This window comes from Micromonospora vinacea (assembly GCF_015751785.1).
Taxonomy (GTDB): Bacteria; Actinomycetota; Actinomycetes; order Mycobacteriales; family Micromonosporaceae; genus Micromonospora; species Micromonospora vinacea.
The window spans coordinates 73870-96190 of sequence record NZ_JADOTY010000001.1 but is presented as its reverse complement, the minus strand read 5'-3'; the positions used below and the strand labels follow the sequence as shown (position 1 = coordinate 96190).

22 protein-coding genes are annotated in these 22321 nt (G+C 72.1%); 12 read left to right on the top strand and 10 right to left on the bottom strand.

Annotated elements, in window-relative coordinates; translation table 11 throughout:
- Positions 1 to 32: 32 nt before the first annotated feature.
- Positions 33 to 827, top strand: a complete 795-nt coding sequence (locus IW249_RS00460) for an alpha/beta hydrolase (protein ID WP_196924563.1) — start codon at positions 33 to 35, stop codon at positions 825 to 827.
- Between the two features lie 41 nt (positions 828 to 868).
- Here IW249_RS00460 and IW249_RS00455 read toward each other — a convergent pair whose 3' ends face one another.
- Entirely contained in the window at positions 869 to 2368 is a 1500-nt protein-coding gene (locus tag IW249_RS00455; protein WP_231392798.1) for an alpha,alpha-trehalose-phosphate synthase (UDP-forming), read from the bottom strand.
- Positions 2369 to 2526: 158 nt separating this feature from the next.
- Positions 2527 to 3378, bottom strand: a complete 852-nt coding sequence (locus IW249_RS00450) for a DUF308 domain-containing protein (RefSeq protein ID WP_196918952.1) — start codon at positions 3376 to 3378, stop codon at positions 2527 to 2529.
- A gap of 309 nt (positions 3379 to 3687) precedes the next feature.
- On the opposite strand from IW249_RS00450, the gene IW249_RS00445 reads away from it, so the two are divergent.
- Complete coding sequence (locus IW249_RS00445) at positions 3688 to 4380, top strand: lysophospholipid acyltransferase family protein (RefSeq protein WP_196918951.1); 693 nt, start codon at positions 3688 to 3690, stop codon at positions 4378 to 4380.
- Positions 4381 to 4407: 27 nt separating this feature from the next.
- Here the strand turns inward: IW249_RS00445 and IW249_RS00440 are convergent, their stop codons facing one another.
- Positions 4408 to 7917: an AAA family ATPase gene (locus tag IW249_RS00440; RefSeq protein ID WP_196924562.1), complete on the bottom strand. Its 3510-nt coding sequence runs from the start codon at positions 7915 to 7917 to the stop codon at positions 4408 to 4410.
- Positions 7918 to 8054: 137 nt separating this feature from the next.
- Here IW249_RS00440 and IW249_RS00435 point away from each other — a divergent pair, with 137 nt between their 5' ends.
- Entirely contained in the window at positions 8055 to 8312 is a 258-nt protein-coding gene (locus IW249_RS00435) for a hypothetical protein (protein ID WP_196918950.1), read from the top strand.
- Between the two features lie 55 nt (positions 8313 to 8367).
- Here IW249_RS00435 and IW249_RS00430 read toward each other — a convergent pair whose 3' ends face one another.
- Entirely contained in the window at positions 8368 to 9588 is a 1221-nt protein-coding gene (locus IW249_RS00430; RefSeq protein WP_196918949.1) for an MFS transporter, read from the bottom strand.
- Between the two features lie 202 nt (positions 9589 to 9790).
- Between IW249_RS00430 and IW249_RS00425 the strand changes: the two genes are divergently transcribed.
- Positions 9791 to 9943 carry a hypothetical protein gene (locus tag IW249_RS00425; protein ID WP_196918948.1) on the top strand — a complete coding sequence of 51 codons (153 nt, stop codon included), beginning with the start codon at positions 9791 to 9793 and terminating at the stop codon, positions 9941 to 9943.
- Positions 9944 to 10091: 148 nt separating this feature from the next.
- Here IW249_RS00425 and IW249_RS00420 read toward each other — a convergent pair whose 3' ends face one another.
- Positions 10092 to 10784, bottom strand: coding sequence for a Crp/Fnr family transcriptional regulator (locus IW249_RS00420; RefSeq protein WP_091407574.1), 693 nt, complete (start codon positions 10782 to 10784; stop codon positions 10092 to 10094).
- Between the two features lie 269 nt (positions 10785 to 11053).
- Here IW249_RS00420 and IW249_RS00415 point away from each other — a divergent pair, with 269 nt between their 5' ends.
- The 5 genes from IW249_RS00415 (at position 11054) to IW249_RS00395 (ending at position 14612) form a co-directional block, all read left to right on the top strand.
- The gene (locus IW249_RS00415; RefSeq protein ID WP_112582786.1) at positions 11054 to 11551 is read left to right on the top strand and encodes a polyadenylate-specific 3'-exoribonuclease AS; all 498 of its coding nucleotides are present in this window, start codon (positions 11054 to 11056) and stop codon (positions 11549 to 11551) included.
- Between the two features lie 78 nt (positions 11552 to 11629).
- A complete protein-coding gene (locus IW249_RS00410) occupies positions 11630 to 12133 on the top strand; it encodes a pyridoxamine 5'-phosphate oxidase family protein (RefSeq protein WP_196918947.1) in 504 nt (167 codons plus the stop codon).
- A 162-nt stretch (positions 12134 to 12295) separates the two neighbouring features.
- Entirely contained in the window at positions 12296 to 13324 is a 1029-nt protein-coding gene (locus tag IW249_RS00405) for a 6-phosphofructokinase (RefSeq protein WP_091408060.1), read from the top strand.
- A 72-nt stretch (positions 13325 to 13396) separates the two neighbouring features.
- Entirely contained in the window at positions 13397 to 14215 is an 819-nt protein-coding gene (gene proC, locus IW249_RS00400) for a pyrroline-5-carboxylate reductase (RefSeq protein ID WP_196918946.1), read from the top strand.
- Positions 14216 to 14261: 46 nt separating this feature from the next.
- The gene (locus IW249_RS00395; protein WP_091407586.1) at positions 14262 to 14612 is read left to right on the top strand and encodes a DUF2203 domain-containing protein; all 351 of its coding nucleotides are present in this window, start codon (positions 14262 to 14264) and stop codon (positions 14610 to 14612) included.
- A 142-nt stretch (positions 14613 to 14754) separates the two neighbouring features.
- Here IW249_RS00395 and IW249_RS00390 read toward each other — a convergent pair whose 3' ends face one another.
- From IW249_RS00390 to IW249_RS00380, 3 genes are all read right to left on the bottom strand, one after another.
- Positions 14755 to 15432: a class F sortase gene (locus IW249_RS00390; protein WP_307788477.1), complete on the bottom strand. Its 678-nt coding sequence runs from the start codon at positions 15430 to 15432 to the stop codon at positions 14755 to 14757.
- Positions 15429 to 16295: a DUF4397 domain-containing protein gene (locus tag IW249_RS00385; RefSeq protein ID WP_196918945.1), complete on the bottom strand. Its 867-nt coding sequence runs from the start codon at positions 16293 to 16295 to the stop codon at positions 15429 to 15431. Before IW249_RS00385 ends, IW249_RS00390 begins: the two co-directional genes overlap by 4 nt.
- Positions 16296 to 16402: 107 nt before the next feature.
- Positions 16403 to 17074 (bottom strand): class I SAM-dependent methyltransferase, encoded by a 672-nt coding sequence (locus IW249_RS00380; RefSeq protein WP_196918944.1) that lies wholly within the window; start codon positions 17072 to 17074, stop codon positions 16403 to 16405.
- 128 nt (positions 17075 to 17202) lie between these two features.
- Here IW249_RS00380 and IW249_RS00375 point away from each other — a divergent pair, with 128 nt between their 5' ends.
- Positions 17203 to 18807, top strand: a complete 1605-nt coding sequence (locus IW249_RS00375; protein ID WP_196918943.1) for a glycosyltransferase 87 family protein — start codon at positions 17203 to 17205, stop codon at positions 18805 to 18807.
- Positions 18808 to 18840: 33 nt separating this feature from the next.
- Here the strand turns inward: IW249_RS00375 and IW249_RS00370 are convergent, their stop codons facing one another.
- Entirely contained in the window at positions 18841 to 19515 is a 675-nt protein-coding gene (locus IW249_RS00370; protein ID WP_196918942.1) for an NADPH-dependent F420 reductase, read from the bottom strand.
- 89 nt (positions 19516 to 19604) lie between these two features.
- Between IW249_RS00370 and IW249_RS00365 the strand changes: the two genes are divergently transcribed.
- A complete protein-coding gene (locus IW249_RS00365; protein ID WP_196918941.1) occupies positions 19605 to 19925 on the top strand; it encodes a hypothetical protein in 321 nt (106 codons plus the stop codon).
- Between the two features lie 60 nt (positions 19926 to 19985).
- Here IW249_RS00365 and IW249_RS00360 read toward each other — a convergent pair whose 3' ends face one another.
- Entirely contained in the window at positions 19986 to 20477 is a 492-nt protein-coding gene (locus IW249_RS00360) for a glutathione peroxidase (RefSeq protein ID WP_196918940.1), read from the bottom strand.
- Between the two features lie 167 nt (positions 20478 to 20644).
- On the opposite strand from IW249_RS00360, the gene IW249_RS00355 reads away from it, so the two are divergent.
- A complete protein-coding gene (locus tag IW249_RS00355) occupies positions 20645 to 22270 on the top strand; it encodes a glycosyl hydrolase family 18 protein (protein ID WP_196918939.1) in 1626 nt (541 codons plus the stop codon).
- Positions 22271 to 22321 lie beyond the last annotated feature (51 nt).

Genomic DNA, 22321 nt, shown 5'->3' with positions numbered 1-22321 from the left:
GCACGGTGAGCGCGAGTAGTGAGCTGCGGATCATGCGGGGCCGGGAGTGGTCCCGCCCGGTCCGGCCGGCCCGGCGTGAGGTGCTCAGCGCGATCCCCGAGCTGGAGGAGGGGCGTCCACCGCTGCTCTTCGTTCCCGGGTTCGGGCACGGCGCGTGGGCGTTCGCCGAGCACTGGCTGGGTCACGCGGCGTCGCGGGGGTTCCCGGCGTACGCGGTGAGCCTGCGCGGGCACGGAGGCAGCGAGCCGGCGCCGGAGGCGACCCTGCGGGCGTACGCCCACGACGTGGTCCAGGTGGCCGCGAGCCTGCCGCGGCAGGCGGTGCTGGTGGGGCACGGCGCCGGGGCCCTGGTGGTGGCGCACGCGTTGGCCCGCTACCCGGCGCGCGGCGCGGTGCTGGTGGCGCCGGTCTTCGGCGGCTGGGGAGTGCTGGGCGCGGCGTTGCGCCGCAACCCCGCAGGTACGCTGCCGGCCGTGTTCGGCGGGCCGTTGCGGCTCAACCGGGGGCAGTTGTTCAGCCGCGAGTTGCCCGACGAGGAGGCCCGGCGGTACGTCGGACGCCTCGGTCGGGCGGGTCGGCGGGCGCAGTGGGCGCTGCTGGGTGAGCCGGCGGCCGAGCCGGCCGTGGGCGCGCCTCCGGTGTTGGTGCTGGGCAGCCCAGATGACCGGGTGGTGCCGGCGTCGACGCTGACCCGGGTGGCCCGTCGGTACGGGTCGGCCCCGTTGCTCTTCCCCGGGATGGGCCACGACCTGATGCTGGACGCGCGGTGGGCGGAGCCGATCGACGCGATCCTGGACTGGCTGGAGAAGGAGCCCGCGGCGCACTGAGCGGCTGGGCCGCCGACGGTGAGCGGCCGGGCCGACGACGGTCAGCCGCCGGCTTGGTGGACCGCCGGGCTGCTGCCGGTCGGGGTGGCTGGCCGGGGCACCCGAGCGGTGCCGTCGGAGCCGGTGTCGGTGCTGGTCAGGCGACTGACCAGCGCGCCGTCCTCGTCGAGCGCGCGGAGGTAGGAGCGGGCCCAGGCCCGGATGTCGTGCTGGTGCAGGTGGGCGCGCATGGCCCGCATCCGCTGGGTGGTGTCGGCCGGGCTGGCCCGCAGCGCCGCGCGTAGGCCCTGCTTGAGCCCTTCCAGGTCGTGCGGGTTCACCAGGTACGCCTGGGACAGCTCGGCGGCGGTGCCGGCGAACTCGCTGAGCAGCAGGGCACCCGTGTCGTCCACCCGCGCGGCCACGTACTCCTTGGCGACCAGGTTCATCCCGTCGCGCAACGGGGTCACCGCCATCACGTCGGCGACCCGGTAGAGCGCGGCCAGCTCGGCCCTGTCGAAGGGCTGGGTGAGGTAGTGGATCGCCGGCTCGCCGACCCGGCCGAACTCGCCGTTGATCCGGCCGACCTCGCGCTCGATGCGCTCGCGCAGGATCTGGTACTGGCCGACGCGTTCCCGGCTCGGCATGGCGACCTGCACCAGCACCGTGTCGCGGACCTTGACGTCGCCGCTGGCGAGCAACTCGCTGTACGCCTTGAGGCGCTGCTCGATGCCCTTCGTGTAATCCATCCGGTCCACGCTGAGGATGACCTGGCGGGGGTCGCCGAGGTCCTGACGGAGCCGGTGGGCCCGGGCGGCCACGTCCGGACGGTCGGCGAGCGCGGCCATCTCGGCGGTGTCGATGGAGACCGGGAACGCGCCGATGCGCACGACCCGGTCGTCGATGCCGATCCGCCGGTCGGTGGCCGGCAGCTCCAGCACCCGGGTCACCAGCTGGGCGAAGTTGTGCGCCGCCTGCACCCGCTGGAAGCCGACCAGGTCGGCGCCGAGCATGCCGCGCAGCAGTTCGGCCCGGCGGGGCAGCTGCATGAAAAGCTCCGGCGGCGGGAACGGCACGTGCAGGAAGAACCCGATGCGCAGGTCCGGGCGCAGCGCGCGCAGCTGACCGGGGACCAGTTGCAGGTGGTAGTCCTGCACCCAGACCACCCCGCCCGGCTCGGCCACCTCGGCGGTCGCCTCGGCGAAGCGCTGGTTGACCCGCTGGTACGCCTCCCACCAGCGTCGGTGGTGCTGCGGCTGCTCCACGGCGTCGTGGTAGAGCGGCCAGAGGGTGGCGTTGGCGAACCCCTCGTAGTGGTCGCGCAGGTCTTCCGGGCTGAGCGCCACGGTGTGCATCCGTACGCCGTCCACGTCCGGCAGTGCGGGGGCCGGCCCGGTGCCACCGGCCCAGCCGACCCAGGTCGCCGGGGTGTGCCGCAGGAGCGGGTGCAGTGCGCTGACCAACCCACCCGGGCTGCGCCGCCACTCGCAGGCCCCGTCGGGGGCCTGACTGTCGTCGATGGGGAGGCGGTTGGCCACCACCACGAGAGAACTCTGTCGCATCTCGGGCATTCCGATCAGCAGAGGACTGACCGCCGCGAGCAAGGAAAAACCGGTCAGTCAGCGGGGGAAGTGACGTACAGCGGTATTCCTACTGACAGTAAGTTACACCACTGTTACGCCCCCGGCGGGGCGCTGGCGTCCCGGGATGCGGGCCGACCTCAGACGACCGCGCCGTTGTCCGGGTCGTCCTCGTCCTCGTCGCCGGGGCGCAGCCGCCAGATCAGCGTGACGAAACCGGCCAGGATGCCGGTGAAGCCGAACAGCGTGACCGCCGAGCGGTCGATCGGGAGCAGCCACGGGAAGAGGAACAGCACGAACCCGACGACCACCCCGAGCACGCCGATCACCGCGTACTTGCTGACCCGCGGCAGCGGCGGCGGTGGCGGCGGGTGGTAGCCCTCGTCGTCCTCATCGTCGGGCAGGTCGGCGCCGAAGGTGTCCAGCCCGTCCAGCAGCGAGGGCTCGTCCGGTCGGGTGCCGCGCCCCACGGAGATCCCGGAGATGTCCGTCGCGGACGGTAGCCGGCGGACGTCGGTGGCGGTCGGACCGGGCTCGTCGGCGCCGGAGCGGGTCAGCTGCCCGGAGGTCGGCTCGTCCCGCGAGTCCCGTTCGTCCACGTCCTCCGAGGCCGGCCACGGGTGGTCACCGGGTATGGAGGTGGTGTGGAAACCGGCCACGATCCGCGCCCACTCGGCGTCGATGTCCGGTTCGTCGCGGGCCGGCTGCTGCTCCGGCGCTGTCTCGTCGGCGAGCTGGGTCAGATAGTCCCGGGCGGTGGTCAGGTGCGAGCGGTCGACGTAGAGCCGGTCGACCGGCCGGGCCGGCACTGTGGTGGTGCGGGTGACCGGGTTGAGGTCGGCGGAGGGCTGGAGGTAGGCGGCGATCCCGCCGGCGGCCAGCACGTCGAGCAGGTGCTCACCGACGCGCGGATCGACATCGCCGACGACGGCGTACTCGTTCGCGTCGAGCCCGTTGTCCCGCCGTCCCCGGCGGGCCCCACCCGCTGACACCCGGACATCCCCCTTAACGCGCCTTCCGGCGCGGCCACCGCTGCCCCTCGGCGCCCGTCCGTACGCCGTGCTCTGAATCGTGACACGTCAGGGCATGGTTCCGGGAGTGCGTTGTGTCGCGTCTTCCAAAGTCACGGCTGCTCCCGCAGGTCGTGGCGGGGCTCCTTTGTCCGTTCTTGCGCGACAAGTGCGATCTCGGTGATCGTCGGCAGCGGGGGTTTCGTCCGTTGTGGTGAGAGCGCTCGCTTCGTAGGCTCGGCGGCGACGACGGCTGGCGCTGTCGCGGGCACACCACGGGAAAGGACGCCGGTGCTCTACTGGCTGCTGAAGTACGTCATCCTCGGTCCGCTGCTCAAGCTGATCTTCCGCCCGCAGGTGGAGGGCCTGCGCAACGTGCCGGCGACCGGTCCGGTGATCCTGGCGAGCAACCACCTCTCCTTCTCCGACTCGATCTTCACACCGTTGATCACCGCCCGGAAGGTCACCTTCGTCGCCAAGGCCGAGTACTTCACCGGCAAGGGGATCAAGGGCTGGCTGACCAAGATGTTCTTCGTCGGCACCGGCACGATTCCGGTGGACCGCTCCGGTGGTCGAGCCGCGCGCGCCGCCCTTGACACACAGTTGCAGGTGCTGCGGGCCGGGGGAGTGGCCGGCATCTACCCCGAGGGCACCCGTTCCCCGGACGGGCGGCTCTACCGGGGCAAGACGGGGGTGGCCCGGTTGGCCCTGGAGAGCGGCGCGGTGGTGGTGCCGGTGGCGATGCTCAACGCCGACGAGATCCAGCCGCCGGGCAAGCTCATCCCCAAGATCGACCGGGTGAAGATCCGGTTCGGTGCGCCGCTGGACTTCTCCCGCTACGCCGGCCTGGCCGGCGACCGGTTCGTCGAGCGCGCGGTCACCGACGAGATCATGTACGAGTTGATGGAGCTCTCCGGTCGGGAGTACGTCGACGTCTACGCCCAGAAGCTCAAGCAGCCCGTCCCGGCACCGCTGGCCGCCTGACCGCCGCCGGGCCGGCCCTCTCGGCGGTCAGGGCAGGTGGAGCAGGGCGGGGGCGTGGTGGCGGGTGGCGAAGTCGTGCAGGCGGGCGCGAGTCGCCGCGGCGGCGGGTGGATCGGTCTCGGCCAACGGGCGGATCGCCAGCGCCAGCGTGATGACCTCGTCGGTCACGTCGGTCATCCGGGCGTAGCTCGCCGCCGCCGAGCGCAGCAGGTTCGCCGCCGTCGAGGCGTCCCCGGCGTGCCGGGCCAGCGTGGCGTCGGCGACCTGACCGGCGGCCCGAGCCCACGGGGTCGTCCGGGGCGCCCGGTCGAGCAACTGCCGGACCAGCCGGGCCGCGTCCGCGCCGAGCACCCCGGCGACGTGCCCGACGGCCGGCACCCACTCCGCGAACGGGATCATCCGGGTGCGTCGCCAGTCCTCGTCCAACTCGGTGAGCAGCGCCATCGCCTCGTCCCGGCGGCCCTGCACCGCCCGGCACAGCGCGGCGTGCGCAAGGGTGGAGCGCAGCACCCGGTGGAATCCGCTGCGCCGCGCCGCGAGCAGCGCCTGCTCGATCAGGTCCCCGGTCGCTCGGTCCGGCCCCGCGGCGTCGCCTGGCCCTGCGGTTTCGTCGGCCCCCGCAGGCGGGACCAGCTCCGCTCCGGCCAGCCCGCGCATCCAACCCGAGACCGCCACGATGTGCAGGTCCCATTCGGCGGTGGGCCGTCGGGTCGACTCCGCCGCCATCGCCAGCGCCGCCGTCCAGTCACCGGCGTAGTACGACCGCGCCCACTGGTCCTCGAAGCTGGTGGCCAGGCTGTGCTCGCCACCCAGGTCGAGGGTGAGCTGCTCGTCGACCAAGCGGGCCGAGCCGGCCAGGTCGCCCTCCTCCTGCAACGCCCAGGCCAGGTTCTGCACCGCCCGGCGCCGGCTGGTGAGTCGCTCCACCCGGCAGTGCTCGGTCACCTCCGCCAGTTCCGGGAACGCCTCGGCGGAGCCGGCCAGGTAGCGCGCCACGGCCAGGGTGATCCGTGCGTTGGCCTGGACCTCGCGCAGCTGGAGCCGCTCGGCGAGGGACTCCGCCGCCCGCGCCGCGGTGCACGCCGGCTCGGTCTCCGCGTTCAGCATGTGCACCCGGGCCAGCTCCAGCAGGGCGCTCGCCTTCTCCTGACTGTCCGGTAGGTCGCTGTAGATGCCGATCGCCTGGTCCAGGAAGTGCAGGGTCGTCGAGCGGTCGGCGCGACTCCACGCGGCGGTGGCGAGCAGCGTCCAAGCGCGGGCCGCCCCCGTCCGGTCGCCGCTGGTGGTGAGCCGCTCGGCCAGCCGGGTCAGGGTGTCGGTGCCCCCGGCCACCAGGAAGGCGTCCCCGTCCCGATAGAACGCCAGCTCGGCGTCGAACAGCTCCAGCGCCGGGTCCGGCCCGACGTCCAGGGTCAGCGCCCGGCCGACCAGCGCGGCGGCGGTGTCCAGCGCGTGCAGCTCGTACGCCCGGCGGGCCGCCCGGTGCAGCGCGGCCCGCGCAGGCGGGGCGTAGGGGGCGGTGTCCAACCCGACGGTCCGAGCGATCTCGTGTGCCGCCCAGCGATGGTTGGCCAGCACCTCGGCCAGGTCGTACTGCCGGCCGTCGGTGAGCTGCGCCATCCAGTCGGCGGTGCGTTGGTGGCGCAGCACCCGCTCGGCCCTGGGCAGCCGCTGGTAGCAGACGTCGCGCACCAGGATGTGCCGGAACCGGTACTCGGGCTGGCCGGGCATCGTCGACGTGCTCTGCTCGTACACCAGGTCGCGTCGTTGCAGGCGGTCCAGTGCGCGCTCCACCCACTCCACCGGCCGCCCCAGCGCCATCGCCACCGGCGCGGCCCAGAACACCACGCCGACCACGGCGGCGGCCTGGAGCACCGCCCGGTCGGCCGGGTCCAGCAGGTCGAGCCGGTTGGCGATGACCGCCTGCACGGTGCGGGGCATCTCCGCGCCACCGTCGAGGTCGAGGCGGGGGGTCGGACCGACAGCGTCGAGCAGGCCGCCGTCCAGCAGCATCCGGGCGTACTCCTGGGCGTAGAGCGGGTTGCCGTCGGCGAACTCGATCAGCGGCGTACGCGAGCTGGAGGGCAGCGTCGCCTGCCCGAGGAGCAGCGAGTAGAGCGTGTCGATGTCGGTGTCGTGCATCGGCGGCACCGAGATGGACATCGCGCCGCTGATCGTGCCGGTCCAGGCCGGGTTCCGTTCCCGCAGCTCCGGCCGGGCGGTCGCGACGACCAGCAGCGGTACGCCGCGCGCTGACGCGCCCAACTGCTCGACGAAGGCGAGCATCGCCTGGTCCGCCCAGTGCATGTCCTCGAAGACCAGCACTGTCGGGCCGGTGGTCGCCAGGGCGATCAGGAACCGCCGCCAGGCGGCCTCGGTCTCACCGGGGGTGAGTCGCTCACCGGGTACGCCGATCAGCGGCCCGAGCGCCTCGGCCAGCCGGGTCGCGTGCGGGTCGGCGAGCTGCCCCAGCCGGGACCGCAGCCGCTCGCGCAGCGCGGCCGGGTCGTCGACCTCCGGTACGCCCACCCAGGTCTTCACGATGTCCGACAGTGCGGCCCAGGTGACGTTCTCGCCGAACGGCGGGCACTGCCCGACGAGCCAGGTGATCGGCGGGCCGGGCATGCTGCCGGCGTGCCGGGCCAGCTCGCGCAGTAGCCGGCTCTTGCCCACACCGGCCGGGCCGAACACCGTCACCAACTGGGAGGTCCGCTCGGTCACCATCCGGTGCAGCGCGTTGACCAGCAGACCGCGCTCGTGCTCCCGGTCAACCATCGGGGTCAATTCGGCGCCGCGCGGGTCCCGGTGTGGTCGCACCTGGACGGCCAGCCAGATCCGGCTCACCGCGGACCGGCCGCGCAGAGTGACCGGTGGTTGGTCGGCGTATTCCATCTCGTGTCGGGTGGCCGACCAGGTGCTCTCGTCGACGACGACACCGCCCGGTGGGGCGAACCCCTGGAGGCGGGAGGCCGTGTTGACCACATCTCCGGTCACGAAGGCCTGCCCGCCATCACGGGTGGCCGAGAGGTCGACCAGGGCCTCGCCGGTCGCGATGCCGACCCGGAAACCGAGCGGCGGCTGCGGACCGGCGGGCTGGCGGGCCAGGTTCCGTTGCAGCTCCAGGCCTGCGCGGACACACCGCAACGCGTCGTTGTCGGTGGCCACCGGTGCGCCGAACAGGGCCATCGCCGCGTCGCCGATGTACTTCTCGACCACCCCGCCGTACTGGTGCACGATCCGGCGCACAGTGGCGAAGTACGTCTGCTGCAGACTTCGGGCCTGCTCCGGGTCGGCCCGCTCCGCGTAGCTGGTGAAGTCCACGATGTCGACGAAGAGCACGCTGACCTGACGCCGGTCCTCCTGCACCGCGACGACGTGGTCCCGCAGCGGTTGGCCACAGCTGGTGCAGAAGTTGACCTCGGTGCTGTTGGCGTGCCCGCAGTGCGCACAGTTGACCCCGAGCGGCTGGCCACACCCGCCGCAGAAGCGGTCGTCCGGCCCGGCCGCGCGGGCGCAGTGTCCACACTTGAGGTCGATGGTCAGCTCCGTGGGCGAAAGAGGTCAGTATCGCGGCCGACCTGCCAAGTCGGGTACCCGACGTGCGGACGGGCAACGTCGTCGATCGGTCGGGGTTAGTGTTCCGTACCAGGAAGTTTCATGTCAGGGAGAGTGCCGTGCAGGTACGACTGTCCGCCTCGTGGACCGATCCGGGTGGCACGCAGTGGGCGCCGGGCGACACGATCGACGTCGATGCGGTCACTCTCGCCGAACTGGAGGAGCAGGGCATGGTGGAAGAGCCTGAGGGTCAGTCGGGCGGGTCGGGGGAGACCACGACCACCTCGTCGAGCACGTCCACGGCTGGTAAGCCGACCGATCCGAAGAAAATCGGTCCGGGGCCGGGTGCGCCGCCGGCCGACGGCAAGGAGAACTGATCGTCCGGGTGCGGTCGGCGGCCATCGGTCCGCCGGCCGCACCCGTCGTTCAGCCTCACCCGTTGGCCGCCGCGAACCTGCCCGGTGTCGGCAGCCGTAGCCCCAGGGCCCGGGTGAGCAGGGGAGCGATCAGCCCCAGGGTGGCCAGCACACCCAGCCCCGAGATGACCAGCACCCATCGTGGTCCGACCACCGCCAACAGCGGTGCGCCGACGCCGTAGGCCAGCGCCTCCGCCGCGTACGGGAACATGTAGACGGTGCCGAACACCACGCCGAGCCGTTCGGCCGGCACGTTCTGCTGGATGAGGGTGTCGGCGGCGACGTTGTGCCAGCCCGCGCCGACACCGGCCACCGCCTGACCGGCGATGGCGAGCGCGATCACCGGGCTGAGGCCGGTGACCAGCGTTCCAGCCCCGAGCGCGAGCAGGGCGCCGTAGAGGACCAGGTCCATCCGGATGCGTACGCCGGTTCTCGCCAGACACATGGGACCGAGCACCATGCCGACGCCGTAGGCGGTGCCCAGCAGACCGATCGTGACCTCGGTGGCGCCCAGTTCGGCGCGTCCGAGGGGGACGATGGCGAGGTTGTCGAGCGCGGCGAACATCACCATCACCAGGAACCCGACCGAGACGGCGCGGACGACGCGGTGCCCCCGGACCACTCGCAGCCCTTCGCGCAGCACCGTGTGCAGTGGCTCGGACCGGCGGGTGGCCCCGGTCGTCGAGAGCGTCCGGACTCCGCCGATCAGCAGCGCGGAGAGCACGAAGGTCGCCGCGTCCACGAGCAGCGTGACGGTCAGCCCGAGGGTCGCCAGCAGAAGGCCGCCGACGGCCGGCCCGGCAGCGATCCCGATGTTGACGCCCGTGGCGAGTTGCGCGTTGGCCGCCGGCAGTTGCTCGCGTTCGACAAGGCGGGGTAGCAGGCTGCGCCCGGCGGGAGTGAACGCGGTGGCGGCCGTGGTAGCCGCGGTGATCAGCGCCAACAGGACGGGCAGGGGCGGCGCGAGCAGCGCGACGGCGAGGTAGGTCAACGCCTGGGCGGTGTCACAACCGATCATCAGTCGGCGCTGGTCGAACCGGTCGGCCAGGGCGCCGAGCAGCGGTCCGAACAGTCGGGGCACAGTCGATGCCAGCAGCAGCAGGGCGACCGCGCCGCCGCCGTGTCGGTCGTAGACGGCGATCAGCAGCGCCGTCCGGGCCAGCTGGTCACCTGTGTACGACACCAGGCGCGCCGACCAGTACCGACGAAATGCGACATTGCCGCGGAGTAATGACATGACGGGTGGCTCCTCACTGCTGCGGGTATGTCGGCACGGGCCCTGGATCCGGGGTGGGCGCGGCAACCTTGTCAGCGCGGTGTGGAGGCCGACAACCGCTCTTCAGCCAGTGATTCATGTCGATTTGTCCTATTTTGTCCTACGGCTTTGCGCCGTAGCGTCCTCGGCAGGACAGGCACCGCACATCGACCAGGGAGACGACATGGCGACCACGACGACGACCACCACCACCACCGCGAGCGGCTGGGCCGGACCGGGCATCTGGGCTGGGCCGGGCTTCTGGGCCGGACCGGGTTTCTGGGCGGGCCCCGGCTACCAGTCGGTCGCGACCCGCTGGCTCGGCCCGACCCGCTGAGCCCGACGCGCTGAACCGCGAGAACGGTGACGCCGGCTGCCAATGGCAGCCGGCGCAGCCGTGCGTACGGGTGGGAGAGCGGGTGGCGACGGGTGGCGGGTGTCCAGATCGGATGCCCGGCCGGCGGCGAACCGGGCGGGCCGGTCGGTCAGCGGTCGGCCATGCCGGCGCGGCGGCGCAGCGCGGCCACGTCGGTCACCACGATCCGGCGGCCCTCGGTACGCAGCCAGCCGCGGCTCGCGAACGAGCCGATCGCCTGGTTGACGCTCTGCCGGGAACCACCGGCCATCTCGGCCAGCTGGCTCTGATTGAGCTCGATCGTGATCATCGGTGCCTGGCTCTCGCCGGCCAGCCGGACCAGCGTCTTCGCCACCCGACCGGGCAGGTCGAGGAAGACGTGATCGGCGTTCTGCTCGGTGAGCCGGCGGATCAGCCCGCCCAGGGAGCGCATCACCGCGTCCAGGATGCGCGGGTTGGAGTGCACCAACTCCATGAACGCGCCCCGCGAGAGCGCGAGCGCCGCGCAGTCCTCGATGGCCTCCGCGGAGGCGGACCGGGTGGACGCGTCGAGCAGGGAGACCTCACCGAGCACGTCCGGTGGACGGATAACCGACAGCACGGCCCGCTCGCCGGTGGGCGCGGTGCGAAACACTGCCACCGCGCCTCGGCGCAGCACGATCAGCGACTCGCCGGGGTCGTTCTCCACGAAGAGCAGTTGGCCCTTGCGGTAGGTACGCGGGACGGCGGCAGCGATGACGCGTTGCCGCACCTCGGGCTCCAGCCCGGCGAACATCTCGACACCCGTGAGCGCGTCACCCGGCTCTGGCAGGCGAACCTCCACGGCCCAACCCCTCCCCCGGTCATGGACCACAACTCGCTCACCGGGCGAACCTGATGGGCCCCGACAAGGTGAACTGACACCGATTCGGCGTCCGGTAGCGGTACACATCAGATCATGACGGTCCGGTCGCTTGCTGTACACCCCTCGAAGCACTTCCGTGACCGTCACGAGCTGCGACGCGCCGTTCACGAGGTGTGGCCGCGGCTCGGCGGGCCTCCGGGCGGGCCCCGCCGAGCCCGGCCGTGCGGCGGTGGGCGAGGATGCCCGGAATGGTCTACCGCTATTTCTACGACTGCGAGTTCATCGAGGACGGCACGACAGTCGACCTCGTCTCGATCGGTGTCGTCGACGAGTACGGCCGCGAGTTCTACGCGGTCTCCACCGAGTTCGACGACTCCCGCGCCGTGCCCTGGGTCCGGCGCAACGTGCTGGACAAGCTGCCCTCCCCGGCGGACCGGGCCTGGCGTTCGCGTGAGCGCATCCGCGACGACCTGTACGACTTCCTGGTCGAGCCGATCCGGGACCGGCCGGGGGAGCAGCTGGAGCTGTGGGCCTGGTTCGCCGCGTACGACCACGTGGTGCTCGCCCAGCTCTGGGGTGCGATGCCGGCGCTGCCCCGGGAGATACCCCGCTACACCAAGGAACTGCGCCAGCTCTGGGACGACCGTGGCCGGCCGCCCCTGCCGGACGCGGACGCGGCCCGGCACGATGCCCTGGTCGATGCCCGGCACAACCTGGCCCGCTGGCGGGCGATGACCGCCCGTTGAGTGGCGGTCGTGTCGCCGTAGGTTTGACCGGTTCTGTCCCGGGCAACGGTTCGACCAGCCGAGCCGAGGGAGATTGCCATGAGCGACCAGCCGACCAGCGCCGCGGAGGCACGCGCCCGGGTCACCGGCCTGGCCCGGGCCGCGCGGATCTGCATGCTCACCACTACCGCTCTGGACGGGCGGCAGGTGAGTCGACCGATGGGGCTCCAGGAGGCCGAGTTCGACGGCGAGCTGTGGTTCTTCGCCTACGCCGACTCGGCCAAGGTCCGCCAGATCCGGGTGAACCCGGAGGTCAACGTCGCCTTCTCCGACCAGAAGCACAACGCGTGGGTGTCGATCTCCGGCACCGCCACCGAGGGATTCGACAGGGCCCGGGCCGAGCGGCTCTGGAACCCGCTGCTCAAGGCGTGGTTCCCCGACGGGCTGGACACCCCCGGCCTCACGCTGATCAAGGTGCACGCCAGCTCCGCCGAGTACTGGGACTCGCCGAACAGCACAGTGGTGAACCTGCTCGACTACGCGAGGGCCGCGGTCACCGGCCGGCCGCCGCAGGCCGGCGAGAACCACGAGGTGACCTACTGACCGGGGCCGGGGGACCGGGGCGCGCTGTCGTCGTACCGGCGGGCCGACTACAGTTCGCAGTGACGGCCCGCCCCGGGCCGGCAACGGCGCCGATGGTCTGACCTGACACATACCCTGGGGCATATCGGGCTTTACCTGATGCTCCAGGAGGATGAGCGGATCATGCGTATCGGCGTGCTCACCGGCGGCGGCGACTGCCCCGGTCTCAACGCGGTCATCCGGGCGGTGGTCCGCAAGGGCGTCGCCACCTACGGTCACGAGTTCGTGGGCTTCCGGGACGGCTGGAAGGGCCCCCTCGAGGGTCTGTCCCGGCCCCTGGACATCGCCGACGTCCGCGGCATCCTGCCCCGCGGCGGCACCATCCTCGGCTCGTCCCGTACCAACCCGTTCAAGATCGAGAACGGCGTCGAGCGGATCAAGGACAACCTCGCCGCCCAGGGCGTGGACGCGCTGATCGCGATCGGCGGCGAGGACACCCTCGGCGTGGCCACCAAGCTCTACGAGCTGGGCGTGCACGTCGTCGGTGTGCCGAAGACGATCGACAACGACCTCGGCGCCACCGACTACACCTTCGGCTTCGACACCGCTGTCAACATCGCGATGGAGGCCATCGACCGCCTGCACACCACCGCGGAGAGCCACCACCGCACCCTGGTCGTCGAGGTGATGGGCCGGCACGCCGGCTGGATCGCCCTGCACGCCGGCCTGGCCGGCGGCGCCAACGTGATCCTGCTGCCCGAGCGCCAGTTCGACGTCGACCAGGTGGCCGGCTACGTCGAGAAGCGCTTCCAGCACCAGTACGCCCCGATCGTCGTGGTCGCCGAGGGCGCCCAGCCGCTCGACGGCCAGATGGTCCTCGCCAACCAGGAGCTGGACTCGTTCGGCCACGTCCGCCTCGGCGGCATCGGCCAGTGGCTCGCCGAGCAGCTGGAGGCCAAGACCGGCAAGGAGGCCCGCACCGTGGTGCTGGGCCACATCCAGCGCGGTGGCACCCCGACCGCCTTCGACCGGGTGCTCGCCACCCGCCTGGGCCTGCAGGCCATCGACGCCGTCAACGACGGCGACTGGGGCAAGATGGTCGCGATGCAGAGCACCGACATCGTCCGGGTGCCCCTCGCCGAGGCCACCCGCGAGCTGAAGACCGTTCCGCTGGAGCGGTACGCCGAGGCCGAGGTCTTCTTCGGCAGCTGATCGATCGTCGGCGGCGCGGCGGGCCTGCGGGTCCGCCGCGCCGCGACCCAATGCGAGGGGGTACGGGCCGACATGTCAGCCGGAGTGCACACGGTCGCGGTGATCGGCGCGGGCAAGATCGGTGAGCTGATGCTCTCCGGGCTGCTGCGCTCGGGATGGCCGGTGGACCGGCTGCTGGCCACCGCCCGCCGGCCCGCTCGCGCCGAGGAGTTGACCGCCCGCTACGGCGTACGGGTGGTCGACAACCTGACCGCGGTGGACGAAGCTGCGGTGCTCGCGGTCTCGGTGAAGCCGCAGGACGCCGCCGCGCTCCTCGACGAGATCGGCCCCAAGGTGCCGGCCGACAAGCTCGTCATCTCGCTCTGCGCCGGTCTGCCCACCAGCTTCTTCAGCCGCCGGTTGCCCGACGGCACTCCGGTGGTGCGGGTGATGACCAACACCCCTGCGCTGGTCGACGAGGCGATGACCGCGATCTCCGCCGGCGCGTACGCCACCGGGGCGCACCTGACGTTGGCCGAGGAGATGTTCAAGCCGCTCGGCCAGACGATCCGGGTGCCCGAGTCGCAGCAGGACGCGGTCACCGCGCTCTCCGGCTCCGGCCCGGCCTACTTCTACCTGCTGGTCGAAGCCATGATCGACGCGGGGATCCTGCTCGGGCTGCCCCGTCAGGTGGCGCACGAGCTGATCGTGCAGACCGCGATCGGGTCGGCGGTGATGCTGCGCGACTCCGGCGAGCACCCGGTCAAGCTGCGCGAGGCCGTCACCTCGCCGGCCGGTACCACCATCTCCGCGATCCGTGAGCTGGAGAAGCACGGCGTACGCGCGGCGATGCTCGCCGCGCTGGAGGCCGCCCGGGATCGCGCCCGCGAGTTGGCGGCACAGGCCGACTGAGCGTTCGGGGGGCGTCGCGGGGCCGTGCGTGCCGCATACTGGCCCGGTGTTCACACTTGCCCAGGCCCGGCACCTGGTGGCCACTCTGCAGCCGCGCGTCGACGAGTTGATCCGGGTCCGGGCCGATCTCGCCGAGTTGCGCGTCGATCTGGCCGACCACGGCGTGAGTGCGCTCGGTGGGCTTGCCGAGGTGAAGGCGCTGGAGGCCCGGCTGCACGCCGTCGTCGACGAGCTGCACCAGCACGACATCCAGGTCAAGGGCATCGCCCCGGTGCTGCTCGACTTCCCCGGCGAGCGGGCCGGCCGCGCCGTGCTCTGGTGCTGGCTGGAGGGCGACTCCGACGTGCGCTGGTACCACCGGGCCGAGTGCGGCTTCGCCGGCCGCCGCCCCCTCTGACCCCCGCGCCCGCGCTTCGCGCCTTCTCGCGCCCCACCCGCGTGATCCACTCGGGTTCATGGAAATCGCGGTATGGGAGCGCGGCGGACGCCCCGACTTCCGGGAACCGGAGTGGATCAAGGTGCGCGACGCAGCCTGCCGCTCAGCCTGCGGCGGACGTCGGCAGGACCGGGTCGGTGGCCTCGGTGACCGCGAACACCACCACGTTGTCGACGTAGTGGCCCCGCCGCCGGTCGAAGTCACCCCCGCAGGTGACCAGGCGCAGCTCCGCCCCGGGCGTCGGCCCGTAGACCACGGCCGTCGGAAACTGGTCCTTGCGGGTCCGCAACGACCCGGTCACCCGGAACGACAACCGCTGCCCGTCGCGCCAGACCTCCACCAGGTCGCCGGGCCGTAGCTCGCCCAGCCGGGCGAAGACCGCCGGGCCGCGTCGTGAGTCCAAGTGCCCGGCGAGTACGGCCGGGCCGGTGTCGCCCGGGGCCGGGCCGCCGCCGTACCAACCGGCGGTGTGGAAGTCGGTCGGCGGGATCAGCGCGCCGGCGCGGTCCAGACCCAGCACGGTGAGCGGTGAGTCGACGCCGATGCGTGGTACGCGTACCCGCGTGGGTGGACCGTGGGGCGCGGGCGCGGCGGCCACCGACGGGCAGTCGGCGCCGCAGCCGGGGTGCCAGCTCGCCACCGGCGGTGGCGGGCCCGTGGTGGCCAGCCCGACCCCGGTGCCGGCGGCCAGGCAGACCGCCGCGCCTGCCGCTACCAGCGCGGCCAGCGGTATCCGACGGTCACGGTGCCGCCGGATCGACGGGTCCGGCTCGGCGCTCACCAGGTGGTGCGCCGCCGACGCCAGAGCAGCACTGCCACCGCGCCGGCCGCCGCGGCCAGGCCGCCGGCCACCAGGGGGTACGCGTCGAGCCCGGACCCGGCGGTGCCACCGGCGCCGGTGTCCACCCCGCCGGCCGGGACGACTGTGCCGCCCTCGGCGTCGCGGCGCAGTTCGGCGGTGAGCCCGCCCTGCTTCGCGTCGAGCACCAGCAGCGAGTAGACAGCGCCACCGGTGAGCCGCACCTCGGCGTCGGTGCTCGGCCCGCCGGCACCCGTCAGCTTCAGCCGCCAACTGCCCGGCTCGACCTGCTGGTAGTCGGTAGTGGTGGCGAACTGCACCCCGTCGGCGATCATCGGGCCGTCGGCGGCGGCCACGTCGAGCACCGGGGTCCGCACCGACGCCTGGATGACCCGCACCTTGGCGCGGCCGTCGGTGGGGGCGCTGAGATCGTCGTTGAGCACTCGCAGGCCGAGGTCGGCGTGCCGGCCCACACCGGCCACAGTGAAGGCGTCGCCGCTGGTCACCGCGACCTCGGTGGTCAGTACCGGGGGGTCGCTGGCGGGGGCGCCGGCCTCGCGCATGGCCACCGCGTACCGGCCCGGCGCGAGTTCGAGGTAGTCGGAGACCACACCGTAACCGACACCGGGAAAGACCTGCGGCTTCGCCGCTCCCGGCGCGGCCAGGTAGACGTCCACCGCCGGGGTGTCCGGGGAGAGGTGCGCGAGCCGGACGTATCCGACGGTGTCCGCGCCGGCCGCGGCGTGGGCAGGGACCGGAATGGCGGCGGTGGCGAGGGCGGTGCCGAGCAGGAGCGCGCCGGAGCCGGCCAACAGCCGGCGGGGCACGGTACGGAGCGTGTGCATGTCGCCTCCGGGGGCACGTTCGGTGAGCGGGCGGCAACCCAGAGAACAGGGTCCCGTGAACAGGACTGCGACGCAAGTTGCCACAGCGATGTTTTTGTCGGCTGCCGCTACCGATCGCGCAGGGCGAGGAGGCCGAACAGGTCGGGGACCCCGCCCGGGCCCGCCTCGACGACCCGGACCAGCCGAAGGCCGACCGCCACCGTCGCGTTGACCAGGTCGGCCAGGGGGAGGTGCCAGGCGCCCACCCGCACCCGCACGCCGCTGGTGTTCCAACTGTCGAAGCTGCGGGACCGGTCGGCGTACCGCTCGTCGACGACGACACTCGGATGGTGTCCCCAGTCGGCGAACGCGCCCACGAAACACGGGTGCACACCCACGTGCACGAAACGCCCGCCGGGGCGCAGCACCCGGGCGACCTCGCGCAGCACGGCCGGGTAGTCGGGCAGGTCGGTGCTGGCCAGAACACACATCGCGGCCGGCAGCGACGCGTCGGCGACCGGCAGGGCGACAGCGTCACCCCTGGCCACCGGCAACCGCCCCCGCGCGTGCCGCAACTGCCCGCCGGACAGGTCCACGCCCACCGGCGTCCAACCCAGACCCGCCGGCACCGAGGCGTGCGCGCCGGTACCGCAACAGATGTCGAGGCAGGACCCCTCGCCCGCGCCGAGCAGGTCCGCCACCGTCGCGTGCACCCGCCGCAGATAGTCGCCTCCGCCGGAGATGAAGCCCTCGTACCAGTCCGCGTAGGCGTCGTACGCCGGTCCGCCCGTCGTCCCCATTCGCTGAGGCTACGAATCGACACCCGTCCCGCGGCACCCGTTCTTCCGAGAGCAGACGTGGAACCGACCCGGGCGTTTGCGCCGCCGCGGGGCCCACGCGGGCCATCGCGGTCGCCTATTCTCGGGCGATGCGGGATCGCCGGGTGGCGCTGGCGTGGGCGGCCTTCGTCGTCGTCGCGCTGGTGTCCGGTGTGCTCGTCCTGCATCGGCCGGATCGCCTCTCCGACCTGCACATCTACTACGGTGCGCTGTCCGACCTGCGCGCCGGAAAGCCGCTGTACGGATATGAGGCGGAGAACGGCGGCCCGTTCACCTATCCGCCGTTCGCCGCTCTCGTACTGTGGCCGATCACCGCCGTCAGCGAGGGCGTGCTCCAGGGGATCTGGCTGGTGGCGACGTGCGCGGCGGTCGTCGCCATCGCCGGGTCGGTCGGGGTCGCGCTGACCACCCGACAGTCCCGGCGCCCGCTCGTCGTGGCGCTGGCGGCCACCGTGCTGATGCTCTCCGCGCCGGTGCAGAGCAACCTCCGCTTCGGGCAGGTCAGCATCTTCATCGTGCTGATGGCCCTGCTCGACGGGCTGGGCGTCGTCCCACCCCGACTGCGCGGAACGCTGGTCGGGGTGGCCGCGGCGATCAAGCTCACCCCGCTGCTGTTCGTGGTCTACTTCCTCGCCGTCGGGCGCTACCGTGACGCCGGCCGGTCGGCGGCCACCTTCCTGGCCTGCGCGGGGCTCGCCGCGGTAGTGCTGCCCCGGGAGAGCTGGGCCTACTGGACCGAGACCGTGCGACAGACCTCCCGCATCGGCAATCTGTCCTCGTTGGGCAACCAGTCAGTGCACGGCATGCTGCTGCGCGTCGGCGTCGACGAGACGGCGCTGCCAGTGCTCTGGGCCGGCATGGTGGCACTGATCTGCGCGGCGGCACTGCTGCGGGCCCGACAGTTGTCGAGGCAGGGTCGCCCCGGGCACGCCGCCGTGCTCGTCGGCTGCGCCACAGTGGCCGCGTCCCCGGTGTCCTGGACCCACCACCAGGTGTGGCCGGTGCTCGCCGCGATGCTGCTGATCGGCGCGTCCGGCGTCACCCAGCGGGCCGCCGGCGCGGCGCTGCTCGCCGCCATGGTCGTCTCGTTGGGCGCGGTGCTCAGCCCGGTCTCGACGCGGCCGGGAGTGCAGTTCCTCTTCGAGAACGCCCGTGCCGTCGGGGTGTGCCTCCTGTGCCTCGTCGGCTTCGGCGGTGTCGCCGTCGCCGCCCAGCACACGAGCAGACGACCGGCAGCTGGCCGTGCCTGGCTGCGGGTGGGCGTCACCGCCACTGTGGCTGTCGCGTTCTTCGCCGTACAGCCGCTGCCGGCCGGGGCCGACCCCACCTTCAAGGCGTACCGCCTCGACGACGTGGTCAACCCGCGATACTTCTTCGTCTGCCGTGGACCGGCCGAATGCGCCGAATACGCCACCGACGCGCCGGTCACCTTCGGCACCCGCGCCGAGAAGACCAAGGTCCGGGTCAACGGCGTGGTCTCCCCGCAGGTGACCCGCCTGGAGTACTACTCCGCACCGGGTGGAGCACCCAGGGCCATCCCGCTGCTCGCCGCGTACCCGGGTTCGCGTACCTTCTCGTTCCGGTCCGCGACGATGGCCCACGGCCGGCTCGTCGCGTACGCCTCGGACGGGCAGCCGATCGCCAGCTACGACGACGAGCTCGCCGCCGCCCTCCGTAGTACGACCACCCCATAAGGGAATCGCGGGCAGGACGGCGGCTGGCCTTGCTCAGCGGGTGGCGGCGGCCAGGGCGTCGCGCAGCTTCGCGGCGTCGCCCTGCGCCGGGTGCTCCCAGTCGGTGGGGCTCGCGGAGTAGAGCGTGCCGTACGCCGGGGTGTCCGGCTGGTAGCGCCACCCCTCGGCCAGCGGGCCGACGTCCACCGCGTCGTAGCCGATGCGGTCCAGGAAGGCGGTCACCTCGGCCTTCGCGGCGGCGTCGTCGCCGGCGATCGCGAGGGCGCTGCGGTCGGCGGCGCCGGTCGGGCGGGGGAGCGCGGCCAGGCCCTTGAAGTAGATGTTGTTGAAGACCTTGACCACCCGCGAGTCCGGCAGGTGGCGCTGGAGCAGCTCGCTGCTGGTGGTCTCACCGGAGTCCAGCTCCGGGAAGGTGCCATCGCGCTGCGGGTAGTAGTTGTTGGTGTCGATGACGACCTTGCCGGCCAGCGGTTCCACGGGCACCGCGCGGTACGCCTTCAGCGGCACGCTGACGACCACCAGGTCACCGACCTGCGCCGCGTCCTGCGTGGTGCCGGCGCTGGCGTGAGCGCCCAGGGTCTCCACCAGGTCGGTGAGGGTCTCCGGGCCCCGCGAGTTGCTCAGCACCACGTCGTAGCCGGCGTCGACGGCCAGCCGGGCCACGGTGCCGCCGATGTTGCCACTGCCGATCAGTCCCACAGTTGTCATGCTCGTTCCCAACTCCGTCCACCCGCGACGCATTCCCGACCAGGCTGGTGGGTTATTCGGCTGCCGGCGGGCCGGGCAGGCTGCCGCGCATGCGCCGTCTCGTCGAGGGCTGCGCGACCTTCGCCGTCCCGGCGGGTGCCTGGTGCGCCGCGAGCCCCGTCCTGCACAACGTACTGCTCACGCTGGTCGGCGACCGGCTCTCCGGCGACGTGCCACTCTCCGGTGGCGTGCGGTTGGCGCGGTGGTGGGCGCGCGGAGGCGCAGAGGCCACCACATCCATGTTCGAGCGCGATCAAGGCGGCCCGGGCGCAACCCAGACGTCGGGAGGGTCGGCAAGGCCGTCGATCATGGAGTTGTGCTGGGGGACGAGTCGGGCTGACCTGGGCAAGTCGGGCACCACGACTCCATGATCGACCGCGTCGAGGGGCGTCGACGCGCATCGACGCGGCGCCACGGAGCGCCCCGGGGCGTCAGGAGGTGGGGAGGGTCTTTTCGATGGCCGCGCGTAGGTCGTCGGAGCCGGGCTCGACACTGGGGGCGAACCGGGCGGCGACCGAGCCGTCCGGGGCAACCAGGAACTTCTCGAAGTTCCAGCGCACGTCACCGGTGTGCCCGTCGGCGTCCGGGGTGTCCACGAGCGCGGCGTAGAGCGGGTGCCGGTCCGGGCCGTTGACGTCGACCTTCTCGGTCAGCGGGAAGGTGACCCCGTAGTTGACCTGGCAGAAGTCGCTGATCTCGGCGGCACTGCCCGGCTCCTGTCCGGCGAACTGGTTGCACGGCACGCCGAGCACGACGAGGCCCTGGTCGGCGTAGGCGTCGGCGAGTGTCTGGAGGCCGGCGTACTGCGGGGTGAGGCCGCAGCGGGAGGCCACGTTGACGACCAGCAACGCCTTGCCGCGGTGGCGGGCCAGGTCGGCGGGGCCGCCGTTGAGGGCGTCGATCGGGATGTCGAAGACGGTCATGGGCCGAGGCTACGCGCCGGCCGGGTGTCGGCCCGGGGTGGGCGCAGCGTACGCACTCCGTGCACCAGGAGAAATCGAAACATGCGCATCTTGACGAACTGATGACGCCGTGAGTACCGTCTCACCATCTCTTTTGGAAAGTTTCCTAACAGTTCGGGAGACGCCTCATGAAAAGATCGCTCCGCCGGGCCCTCTGGGCCGGTGCCGTGGTCGCCGTGACCGTCGCAGCGGTGCCGGTGACCACCGCGTTCGGCGCCGGCACGGTCACCACCACCTTCACCAAGGCGCAGGACTGGGGGACCGGTCACGAGACGAGGGTGACCGTCACCAACGGCTCCAGCGCCACGGTCACCACCTGGCGCATCGAGTTCGACCTGCCGTCGGGCACCACCATCAGCAGCGCGTGGGACGCCGACGTCACCAGCAGCGGCAACCACTACGTCGCGGTCAAGAAGAGCTGGGCCGGCGGCATCGCCCCCGGTGCCTCGTTCAGCTGGGGTTACAACGGCAGCGGCGCCTACAAGGCGCCGCTGAACTGCACCATCAACGGTGCAGCGTGCGGCGGCGGCACCACCCCGCCGACCACGACTCCGCCGACCACCACCCCGCCGACGACGACGCCGCCCACGACCCCTCCGCCCACCACGCCACCGCCGACCACCAACCCGCCGAACCCGGGCGGCAAGAAGATCGTCGGCTACTTCGCCGAGTGGGGCGTCTACGGGCGGAACTACCACGTCAAGAACATCCAGACCAGCGGGTCGGCCGCCAAGCTGACCCACATCCTGTACGCCTTCGGCAACACCACCGGCGGTCGTTGCACCATCGGTGACAGCTACGCCGACTACGAGAAGGCGTACACAGCGGCGGAGAGCGTGGACGGCGTCGCCGACACGTGGGACCAGCCGCTGCGCGGCAGCTTCAACCAGCTGCGCAAGCTCAAGCAGCTGAACCCGCACCTCAAGGTGATCTGGTCGTTCGGTGGCTGGACCTGGTCCGGCGGCTTCACCCAGGCCGCGCAGAACCCGGCCGCGTTCGCCGAGAGCTGCCACAACCTGGTCGAGGATCCGCGCTGGGCGGACGTCTTCGACGGCATCGACGTCGACTGGGAGTACCCCAACGCCTGCGGTCTGAGCTGTGACAGCAGCGGCCCGAACGCATTCAAGAACGTGATCAGCGCGTTGCGGTCGAGGTTCGGGTCCAGTGCCCTGGTCACCGCCGCCATCACCGCGGACGGCAGCAACGGGGGCAAGATCGACGCCACCGACTACGCCGGCGCCATCGGCAACCTCAACTGGCTGATGCCGATGACCTACGACTACTTCGGCGCCTTCGCCGCCCAGGGTCCGACGGCACCGCACTCGCCGCTCACCTCGTACACCGGCATCCCGCAGCAGGGCTTCAACTCCGACGCGGCGATCCAGAAGCTCAAGAGCAAGGGCGTTCCGGCCAACAAGCTGCTGCTCGGCATCGGCTTCTACGGCCGGGGCTGGACCGGTGTCACCCAGGCCGCTCCGGGCGGCAGCGCCACCGGCGCGGCGCCGGGCACCTACGAGGCCGGCATCGAGGACTACAAGGTCCTCAAGAACACCTGCCCGGCCACCGGCACGATCGCCGGCACCGCGTACGCCAAGTGCGGCAGCAACTGGTGGAGCTACGACACCCCGTCGACCATCAACGGCAAGATGACGTACGCGAACAACCAGGGCCTCGGTGGCGCGTTCTTCTGGGAGCTCTCCGGTGACACGAGCAACGGCGAGCTCATCGGCGCCATCAAGGGCGGTCTCGGCTGAGCCGAGGGCCGACGCACCACCCACACGGCGGGAAGGGGCCCGCACCGTCCC

Bases quoted from the DNA above. Each gene is read 5' to 3' on its own strand.
- IW249_RS00460 (WP_196924563.1), top strand. From the start codon at position 33: ATGCGGGGCCGGGAGTGGTCCCGCCCGGTCCGGCCGGCCCGGCGTGAG.
- IW249_RS00405 (WP_091408060.1), top strand. From the start codon at position 12,296: ATGCGTATCGGCGTGCTCACCGGCGGCGGCGACTGCCCCGGTCTCAAC.
- IW249_RS00385 (WP_196918945.1), bottom strand. From the start codon at position 16,295: ATGCACACGCTCCGTACCGTGCCCCGCCGGCTGTTGGCCGGCTCCGGC.
- IW249_RS00455 (WP_231392798.1), bottom strand. From the start codon at position 2,368: ATGCGACAGAGTTCTCTCGTGGTGGTGGCCAACCGCCTCCCCATCGAC.
- IW249_RS00425 (WP_196918948.1), top strand. From the start codon at position 9,791: ATGGCGACCACGACGACGACCACCACCACCACCGCGAGCGGCTGGGCC.
- proC (WP_196918946.1), top strand. From the start codon at position 13,397: ATGTCAGCCGGAGTGCACACGGTCGCGGTGATCGGCGCGGGCAAGATC.
- IW249_RS00415 (WP_112582786.1), top strand. From the start codon at position 11,054: ATGGTCTACCGCTATTTCTACGACTGCGAGTTCATCGAGGACGGCACG.
- IW249_RS00365 (WP_196918941.1), top strand. From the start codon at position 19,605: ATGCGCCGTCTCGTCGAGGGCTGCGCGACCTTCGCCGTCCCGGCGGGT.
- IW249_RS00375 (WP_196918943.1), top strand. From the start codon at position 17,203: ATGCGGGATCGCCGGGTGGCGCTGGCGTGGGCGGCCTTCGTCGTCGTC.
- IW249_RS00370 (WP_196918942.1), bottom strand. From the start codon at position 19,515: ATGACAACTGTGGGACTGATCGGCAGTGGCAACATCGGCGGCACCGTG.
- IW249_RS00430 (WP_196918949.1), bottom strand. From the start codon at position 9,588: ATGTCATTACTCCGCGGCAATGTCGCATTTCGTCGGTACTGGTCGGCG.
- IW249_RS00360 (WP_196918940.1), bottom strand. From the start codon at position 20,477: ATGACCGTCTTCGACATCCCGATCGACGCCCTCAACGGCGGCCCCGCC.
- IW249_RS00380 (WP_196918944.1), bottom strand. From the start codon at position 17,074: ATGGGGACGACGGGCGGACCGGCGTACGACGCCTACGCGGACTGGTAC.
- IW249_RS00410 (WP_196918947.1), top strand. From the start codon at position 11,630: ATGAGCGACCAGCCGACCAGCGCCGCGGAGGCACGCGCCCGGGTCACC.
- IW249_RS00355 (WP_196918939.1), top strand. From the start codon at position 20,645: ATGAAAAGATCGCTCCGCCGGGCCCTCTGGGCCGGTGCCGTGGTCGCC.